This window comes from Paracoccus sp. S4493, from assembly GCF_000967735.1.
In the GTDB taxonomy this organism is placed as follows: domain Bacteria; phylum Pseudomonadota; class Alphaproteobacteria; order Rhodobacterales; family Rhodobacteraceae; genus Paracoccus; species Paracoccus marcusii.
In genome coordinates, this window is the sequence record NZ_JXYF01000458.1 from 1 (window position 1) to 278 (window position 278).

Here is a 278-nt window from a genome sequence, read left to right on the forward strand (position 1 = left end):
TCCTGGCCCTGTCGGACCGCGTGGCCGTGATGTTCGACGGCCGCATCATGGGCGAACGCCTGCCCGACCGGACCACCACGGGCGAACTGGGCCTGCTGATGGCGGGCATCACCGAGACCCCGAACACGCCTGCGGCGGCTGGCATCCCGCCCCAGACCGCCCATGACCTGCCGGAGGGACGCGCCTGATGGACAAGATGCCGAAATGGGCGGATGTCATCCTGACTCCGCTGATCTCTCTGGTGCTGGCGATGGGCATTTCCGCGCTGGTGATCCTGG

1 pseudogene is annotated in these 278 nt (G+C 68.0%); it reads left to right on the forward strand.

What is annotated here, in order from left to right:
* Positions 1 to 188: pseudogene (locus TW83_RS21530) on the forward strand (heme ABC transporter ATP-binding protein); the annotation flags it as partial.
* Positions 189 to 278: the final 90 nt, after the last annotated feature.